Origin of the sequence: Mesorhizobium sp. M7A.F.Ca.MR.176.00.0.0, assembly GCF_004023165.1 — a bacterium.
Taxonomy (GTDB): domain Bacteria; phylum Pseudomonadota; class Alphaproteobacteria; order Rhizobiales; family Rhizobiaceae; genus Mesorhizobium.
Window position 1 is genome coordinate 1 of the sequence record NZ_RZTC01000181.1, and the last position, 7,456, is coordinate 7,456.

A 7,456-nucleotide genomic window follows, 5' to 3' on the forward strand; every position below is an offset into this window, starting at 1 on the left:
GTCGTCGCGGCCGCCGCGAGCGCGAGGCGCTGCCGCCAGGCGCCCGCCCATTTTTCGTCCCGGCGCACGACAGCATCGAGCGCGGTCAGCGCCGCGCCGGACGCAAGCGCAGCATCTTCGACGGTTTGCGCCGTCTCGACGGCCCGGCGCAGCCAGGATGGCACAGTCGCCATGGGCGCGATCGGCGCGGCGCCGAGCGGCTGGACGGCGTGGCGGGAAGGCGGTTTGGCGTGGCGAATCATCGCCGGCAGCATGAGTCATCGCGGCGCTTTTTGCAATCATCTCGGCCATAAAGCGCCGGGGATGTCGAACGACGTTCGTGTCCGGTAAGCTTGCCTTATCGGACGTAACCGAAGCGCCGCTAGCGCAGCACCTGCAGCCCGTGCTTGTCGACCACAAACAGCAGCTTCAGCGCCATGCCACTCGGCCGCTTGGCTCCGGTCTCCCATTTCTGCACCGTCGATTCGGATGTGTTCAGATAGCGCGCAAACACCGGCTGGCTGACATGGTTCTTCTCCCGCAGCGCCTTGATCGCGTCGGGCTCGATCGCCGGCGGCACCGTCAGGCAGCTCTCGTCGAAGCTGCGCATCGTCGCCTTGTCGATCGCCCCGACCTTGTAGAGCGCGCTCGCCGAGCTGTGGATCGCCTCGAAGGCGTCGGACTTGTATTTTCTAGCCCTGCTCATGTGCATATCTCCAAAAAATCTCCGTCTGCCAGCAATTCGCCGAGCTGCCGATCGGTCAGCCCAGCATAAGCCTTGGCCAGGCTGCGGAACTGGGCGAGTTCGTCGTCATCAATGTTGGCCCTGTCCTGCTTGGCGAACAGATACTCGTAGACCCAGAACCGACCGGATTTGGCCAGGATGATCGATCGGTGCCGGTTGTCGTTCAGACGCTTCTTGAACACGCCACCGCCAAGATCTTCGGCTTGTCCCAACGCCACCTGCGCAATCGCCTTGCACAGTGCCACGTCCCTGATTCGCGCCTTGCGCGCCGCCTTGGCGAACCAGGCCGTCTTGAACGTCCGCTGCGTCATGGTTTTATATAGCACCAGGTGCTATGGATTGCAAACGCTGCGGTGCCGCCGCCGAACACCGGTTGGCCGACAGCCGGTTCCGTACCGCTAGTGGGTCTACACGTCAGTCAGATCCTCGGGATATCGGCCACCGCGCGCGTGGAACAGCCACCACGTTTGCGCGCCGCGCGTTGAAACGACCAGACAGTGGGGCTCATCCAGCGCCGGCTCGATCAAGCCCAGACGGACGAGCGGAATGATGGTCTTTTCGCCGATCGACTTGTCATGGTACGAAAGCCCGGGCACGACAAGGCGCCATCCCGGCGTTCCGCGCTCGGTCGTGGCCGCCGCGAGATAGCCCATTTCCGATGGCGACTCGCCACGCCCCAAGGTGAACAGGCAGATGCTCCAGAAGGCGTTTCGCGGACGCGGCGGGATGAGCGCCCAATCGAGCGGACCGTCCTGCGCCGCCGGCTCTTGGCTTTGCGACGGCCGGCCCACCCGGTTGTCCTCAAAGCCTTGGCGATAGGCCTTTTCCAGCGCCCGGGCGATGGCGCCCGCCGTGTCGACGGCCATGCCGTATTTCCGGTCATGGCGGTCCTTGGCCACGATGTCGCGGGCCATCTCACGAAACCTGGCCTTGCGATAGGGATCAGCGGCGATTTGCGTTGATTTCTTGATCGCTTTCTTGATCACCGAGGTTCCCTTCGGGCAGGTCGCTGTCGCGCTGGCGTGTACGGATATGGGCCTAAGCCTGCGGGTGCGTGAGATGCCGATGCAATGGACAGCCTCGCTGTTTGGCTGCAAGCTGGCGCCGACTCGACTCTTCTGATTCAATCGCACAATTGAGCCATGGACAAGCTACTGAAACCAGATGGCGCGGACTCCCATCAAGACCCGCAAGCCGACCGGCGTCGCGACAACGGCCCGCCCGGCGAATTCGCAGGTCTGCCCGACATCGTCGATCTGGTCATGGAGATGGGACGCCCATCGCGGTCGCCGGCGCATCTCGAAGCGCTCGTCGAGACGGCAAAAGACTACGCCAAGGCCGCCAGCTCCGAAAACACGCGAGACGCCTACACCAAGGACTTTTCGCATTATTCGTCCTGGTGTCGCCGCAACGGTTTTGAGCCCTTGCCCCCAGAGGTACAAACAATCGGCCTCTATATCAGCGCCTGTGCCTCAGGCACCGCCGCCGGCGAGCCGAAACGCGGCATTCCCGCCCTTTCGGTCGCAACGATCGAGCGGCGCCTCTCCGGCCTGGCCTGGAATTTTACCCAGCGCGGATTTTCTCTCGACCGTGCCGATCGCCATATTGCCACCGTGCTCGCCGGTATCCGCAGAAAACACGCAAAGCCGCCGCGGCAGAAGGAGGCCGTCCTCGGCGATGACATCAAGGCAATGATCGCGACGCTCGGGCACGATCTGCGCGGGCTGCGCGACCGCGCTATTTTGCTCCTAGGCTTTGCCGGCGGGTTGCGGCGCTCGGAAATCGTCGGCCTCGACGTCGTGCGCGACGACAAGAGCGACGGCGCCGGCTGGATCGAGATTTTTGCCGACAAGGGCGTGCTGGTGACGCTGCGCGGCAAGACCGGTTGGCGTGAGGTCGAGGTCGGCCGCGGCTCCAGCGATTTTTCTTGCCCGGTTGTCGCGCTGGAAACCTGGATCAGGCTCGGAAGGATCGCGCGCGGTCCGCTGTTCCGGCGCATCTTCAAAGACAACAAGACCGTCGACGTCGAACGACTTTCCGACAAGCATGTCGCCCGCCTGGTCAAGCAGACGGCGCTCGCCGCCGGCGTCCGCTCCGATCTTCCGGAAGCGGAGCGTGCGCTGCTGTTCTCAGGGCATTCGCTGCGCGCCGGCCTTGCCTCCTCCGCGGACATCGAGGAACGTTACGTACAGAAGCAGCTCGGCCACGCCTCGGCCGAGATGACCCGCAAATATCAGCGCCAGCGCGATCGGTTCCGGACCAATCTCACCAAGGCGAGCGGGCTGTAGGAACCATAAGTCCCCTGCCCTGCCGCTACTCAGTGCCTAGCAGCGGGAGTCTGCTTGTCGGAGGCTCGTCCTAGGACGACAGGGCACGGCCTCAGGCTCCCTACCTACGCGAGGCGGAGCGGCTTGCCGGCGAGGCCTGATGCTGCAAGAATCGAGGAGTGTTGTGGCGCGAACGCAATACCCATCGCGCGCCCTGACCCTAGCCCGAATTGGCCAACAAATCGTAAACGCGGGAGCGCGCAGCCATGGAAACCAGGATCATCGACAGCCGCAACGATTTCGCGCAATGGGCGATCGATAGGTCCAATGCGATCCTGATGGATCAGGGTTCGGAACTCGCCACCGCGGCCCGCAATGGAAACGAAGCCCAAATCGGTGAGACAGCACAGGCGCTCGGCCAGGCGATCGTCGATGCGCTGATCGAGGCCTTCGACGGTCTCGCAGGCGACGAATGAGCCACCGCTTGGCCCGCACGACTGGCTGCGCCAATGGAAACGGCGGCCGGTACGCGGGCTCCCAGATCCACCAGCCATCATGAATTCGGACTGCGCTGAATCCGCTTCGGCGGCATCGCGTCAGGGCTCCGAAAGGCCCCTTCCCCTCAATCAATCGAAACCGTAACTTAGAAACCGCGGTTCGAAATTTCAGCTTAGCGCTTCAATTGAAGTCGGGAAGTAAAACCGACAGCGGCGCGGGCGAGCGGCCCCAGCAGGCTGTTCAGGGGCAAATCGACGAGTTGGTAAGCCATTGATTTGTTTGTAGCTGATTCACGCAACGGAAGCTATAGCACCGGTTACTTCCGTCACAGGCGATGATCCCTGGGAACAAGCTAACTATCGATAATGACCTCATATCGGGACTGTACAGCACGAGGCCTTGGGACGCTCAGGAGGCCGAAAAACGTTGATTTACCGGCTCATCGAAGCGGTACGAGCGATATAAAGGGCAACTAGAGACGTTTACAAACGATCGTTTGCTGATGTCTTCGGTGTTTGTACAACACTCCTTTCCCGATCCTGAGAAACGCCGCAAATGGCTCGTGAAGCGCAAAATCGACGCTCCGGTCGACCACAGGCCTGGCAAATCGGCTACTGCGCCGTTGCCCAGCTCGAGCGTGCGTTGATTTCGGAGCGGACCAAGGCCGGCATCATCGCCGCACGATCGAAGGGGCGGCTGGCAGGCAATCCTGGTAGCCGCGAGCGCAAGCTCGAAGCCCTGGCGAAGATGACGGCCGTGCAACAGGCTATTCGGACACGGATTCACGGTAGCGGCGTAACGATCACGGGCGAGCGGTCAGTTGGAGCGGCATGAGGCCATTAGCGTCCACTTCAATGCTGTACCGCCTGTCGCGCAGCCTGAAAGATCTCCTGCACCTCATGGAGAAGATCGAGCCGCGGGCGCTGGGTTCCGCTCGCTCACCGAGGCGATCGAGACCACCACGCCGGCTGGCCGCATGATGATGCAGATGGTCGGCAGATTCGCCGAATTCGAGCGCGCCATGATCCGCGAGCGGACGAGCGCAGGGCTGGCTGAGGCCCGGCTGGAAGGTCGCGTTGGTGGGCGACGGCGCAAGCTCGATGACAAAAAGCGGCGTGAGATCGCCGAGTCCGTCATTTCGGGCCGCGAGTCTGGCGCCGAAATGGCAAGGCTATATGACGTGAGCGAGCCAACCGTCTCAAGAATCGTTGCCAAATTTCGCCAGCAGGAGGCACATCAAGCACTGGAATGACTTGGCTTGAATGACCGCACGGGGTGGAGCTTTGCCGTCCGTCTCGCCCTACTCGACCGAGCAGGAAGAGCACAATGCGGGACCTTCGGAGGCTTTTCCGGCGATATAGAAGGGCGCTATGCAGAAGCCGAGAAAAACCTGAGGACACAATGGTGAGCATTCGCCCGGTTAGATGGGAAGACGTTGACGCACTGTATGCTATTTCCCTTGCGACTGGCTTTGAGGGGGGCGATGCGTCACACCTCTACGAGGATCCAAAGCTGATGGGGCATATCTACGCCGCGCCGTATGCGGTGCTTGAGCCGCAGCTTGCCGTAGTTGTCGAAGACTCCCGGGGTGTTGCGGGCTTTGCCGTCGGAACAATAGATACACTGGAATGGGAGGATCGACTCGAAAGGGAGTGGTGGCCGCAACTTCGCCTGCGCTATGCCGATCCACCTGAAGCGTTACGGGATTTATGGACGCCGGACGAGCGGCGGGCATCCATGATCCACCACCCGGCGCGAACGCCGGCAGCCGTGGTTAGCAAGTATCCGGCTCATCTTCACATGAATCTTTTGCCCCGCGTCCAAGGGAGCGGGCTTGGCTCAAAGCTGTTCGATAAATGGCGAAGCTTCGCGGTCGAACATGGTATCAAAGGTATCCATGTCGGCGCCAATCGCGCGAACAAGGGAGCGATCGGCTTCTGGCGGAAAATTGGTTTTGCGGAACTCAGCATTAAGGACGCTGCGAAGGGACGAACGGTCTGGATGGCACACGACTAAAGCCAACGCCCGCAAAGGGCTCAATGAAGCCGTTCATCGCCTCGTCGGTGGACGACGGAGAGGGCGAACCTTGCCGATCAGGCAGCGGCGAAATGCCTACCGTGAAGAACTTGACGCACACAACTTACCGTGAATCTGTGTCCCAATAATGCACAGGGGCGGCCCCTATTATGGCCGACGGCTACAATCAACGATGAACCAGTGGCTTCCGACGGTCCGCCGGATGCGATCAGACCACAACTGGGACGATATCGCTCGGGTCCTGAAGCAGCGCGACCTCGACTGGACGCCTGAACGACTGCGGCGGGCAGTGAGGTGGCTCGTCACCGAGCACCTGGCTGATGCCACACTGCTGAAGCGGGCGTCTCCCATAGTGCGGATCGAAACCGGCCCGGCTGATCATGACCCGCGCCCCGGCTTGTCGAGACTGCGGCGCAACGCATCGCTGATTTCCAGCCGGGATTCGGTGCGCACAATCTTGCCTGCCGTCTCCAAGTCGACGGCCGCGGCTTCAGCTCCGGTTCCGGTCGTCTTCGACGCGTCAAGCTTTGCCCGCAGCAAGGCCATCACCATCGGCCAGACCGAGAACTTTCCGGCCTTTGCTCGGTCCGTCAGGCTGCGCAAATAGCCGCCGGCGCTGTTGATCTGGTCCTGCCGCTGGTAGATCGCGGCAATGGTAATCGCCGCCTGCTGTTCACCCATGGCCGTCCGCGCTTCCTCCCAGGCGCTGGGGCTGATGCCCATGGCCGGCCGGGCAACCTCGGCCGCGGCCAGAAATTCACGCCAGTTGCGGATTCCGCCGCCGCCCTTCACCAGCCAAAGCATGTTCGGGCAGGCATCCAGCACAATTCCTAACGGCAGCTCGCGCTTCGGCAGGCTCCGTATGTTGTCGGTGTCCGCAACGTTGCCGCCCGCTTCATCTTTATTTCCTAAGCCATTTTCAGATTCAGATTTAGAGTCTGGTTTTGAATTCTGTATGTGGCGTCCGTTTTGGGACTCATTGGCGTCCACTTTCTGTCTTTTTACAAATGATTCCAATGCTTCACGCACTTCAGCCCAAAGGCCCTCCAGATCCTCGGCAATCGCCTCCAAGGTCTGTCGGGGGGCGGTGCGTGGTATCTGGCCGACAATCGCCTGGTAGGCCTGCTGGACCCTGCCCCAGTTCGCCGGCACGCCTTCCTCAATTCCAGCGTCGATCATCTTGACGATGTCACGCCGGCATATGGTTAGCCGCTCCTTAACGAGCCGAAAGGCCTTCTTCTCAGATCTGACCGCTTCCGCCAGCTCCTTGAACTCCTCTGCGCGCGCGACGATCGGCGAAATGTCGAAGCCATAGGCTTGCTCGATCTCGCCCCCCTGCCCTTTCCGGGCGAAGCGCTTGCCGTTTGGGCTGTCCCGACGGATGATCAATCCGCACTCCACCAGGACGGCCAGGTGCCGCCGCAAGGTCGTTGGCGGCATTCCGTTGGCGCGGCGGATAAGCTGCTCGTTTGATGGCCAGACGATCAGCTCGCTGTCGCCATAAAGCGCCGTGTCCGGATGGAACGACAACAGCGCGTCGAGAATGGCCAAAGCGCGATCAGAGGCGCCCAGAGCGATCCTGGCATCCTTGATATCTTGGAAGACGTGCCACTTGTGGACGGTCGCGTCCTTCGACACCGCCCTTGCGGTGACTTGGCTTGAGATCATGCCAAGCGTCATCGGCCGCCGCCCGAAGGGCGTCGTTGAAAAATGCGTTTCCATTGTCTTTACCTGTGTTCAGGCAAAAGAAATCCGCTCGCCAAAACGGCGCGGGGCTCGATCAGCCCTTGACGGTGATTCCCGGAAATGCGATTCTCTCAGTTGCCACACTACAGAGAAGGGCTTCCGGAATTCGTTTCGGTGGCCTTTTTCTTTTGCGGTTTCGTACTTTTCTTACATATGCTCCGTCTTCTGGAACTCTTGATAAAAG

General features: G+C 61.4%; 9 protein-coding genes and 3 pseudogenes. 7 read left to right on the top strand and 5 right to left on the bottom strand.

All coding sequences use genetic code 11. The features are described from left to right. The 4 genes from EOB59_RS32695 to EOB59_RS32710 all read right to left on the bottom strand — a co-directional run. Nucleotides 1–173, bottom strand: a 173-nt coding sequence (locus tag EOB59_RS32695) for a DUF1403 family protein (RefSeq protein WP_128290161.1), incomplete at its 3' end; no start/stop codon positions are given. Between the two features lie 188 nt (nt 174–361). After that, the gene (locus tag EOB59_RS32700) at nt 362–685 is read right to left on the bottom strand and encodes a DNA-binding transcriptional regulator (RefSeq protein WP_095482552.1); all 324 of its coding nucleotides are present in this window, start codon (nt 683–685) and stop codon (nt 362–364) included. After that, on the bottom strand, nt 682–1,035 hold the full coding sequence (locus tag EOB59_RS32705; RefSeq protein WP_095482553.1) for a type II toxin-antitoxin system RelE/ParE family toxin: 354 nt from the start codon (nt 1,033–1,035) through the stop codon (nt 682–684). The genes EOB59_RS32700 and EOB59_RS32705 overlap by 4 nt, the downstream gene beginning before the upstream one ends. Nucleotides 1,036–1,131: 96 nt before the next feature. After that, nucleotides 1,132–1,638, bottom strand: a complete 507-nt coding sequence (locus tag EOB59_RS32710) for a hypothetical protein (RefSeq protein ID WP_095482609.1) — start codon at nt 1,636–1,638, stop codon at nt 1,132–1,134. Nucleotides 1,639–1,986: 348 nt separating this feature from the next. Between EOB59_RS32710 and EOB59_RS32715 the strand changes: the two genes are divergently transcribed. The 6 genes and pseudogenes from EOB59_RS32715 to EOB59_RS36995 form a co-directional block, all read left to right on the top strand. Continuing rightward, nucleotides 1,987–3,012, top strand: coding sequence for a tyrosine-type recombinase/integrase (locus EOB59_RS32715; protein ID WP_245486853.1), 1,026 nt, complete (start codon nt 1,987–1,989; stop codon nt 3,010–3,012). A 245-nt stretch (nt 3,013–3,257) separates the two neighbouring features. Further along, entirely contained in the window at nt 3,258–3,467 is a 210-nt protein-coding gene (locus EOB59_RS32720) for a hypothetical protein (protein WP_065010175.1), read from the top strand. Between the two features lie 628 nt (nt 3,468–4,095). Continuing rightward, a pseudogene (locus EOB59_RS32725) lies at nt 4,096–4,257 on the top strand (recombinase family protein); the annotation flags it as partial. A gap of 95 nt (nt 4,258–4,352) precedes the next feature. After that, nucleotides 4,353–4,741 (top strand): annotated as a pseudogene (locus tag EOB59_RS32730) (recombinase family protein); the annotation flags it as partial. A 149-nt stretch (nt 4,742–4,890) separates the two neighbouring features. Next, nucleotides 4,891–5,505, top strand: a complete 615-nt coding sequence (locus EOB59_RS32735; protein ID WP_095482555.1) for a GNAT family N-acetyltransferase — start codon at nt 4,891–4,893, stop codon at nt 5,503–5,505. 169 nt (nt 5,506–5,674) lie between these two features. Continuing rightward, nucleotides 5,675–5,875 (top strand): annotated as a pseudogene (locus EOB59_RS36995) (recombinase family protein); the annotation flags it as partial. 29 nt (nt 5,876–5,904) lie between these two features. Here EOB59_RS36995 and repC read toward each other — a convergent pair. Further along, nucleotides 5,905–7,248 carry a plasmid replication protein RepC gene (gene repC / locus EOB59_RS32745; RefSeq protein WP_095482556.1) on the bottom strand — a complete coding sequence of 448 codons (1,344 nt, stop codon included), beginning with the start codon at nt 7,246–7,248 and terminating at the stop codon, nt 5,905–5,907. On the opposite strand from repC, the gene EOB59_RS35735 reads away from it, so the two are divergent. After that, a partial coding sequence (locus EOB59_RS35735; RefSeq protein WP_206622091.1) for a hypothetical protein occupies nt 7,230–7,456 on the top strand: 227 nt, incomplete at its 3' end. The two genes, repC and EOB59_RS35735, sit on opposite strands and share 19 nt — an antisense overlap.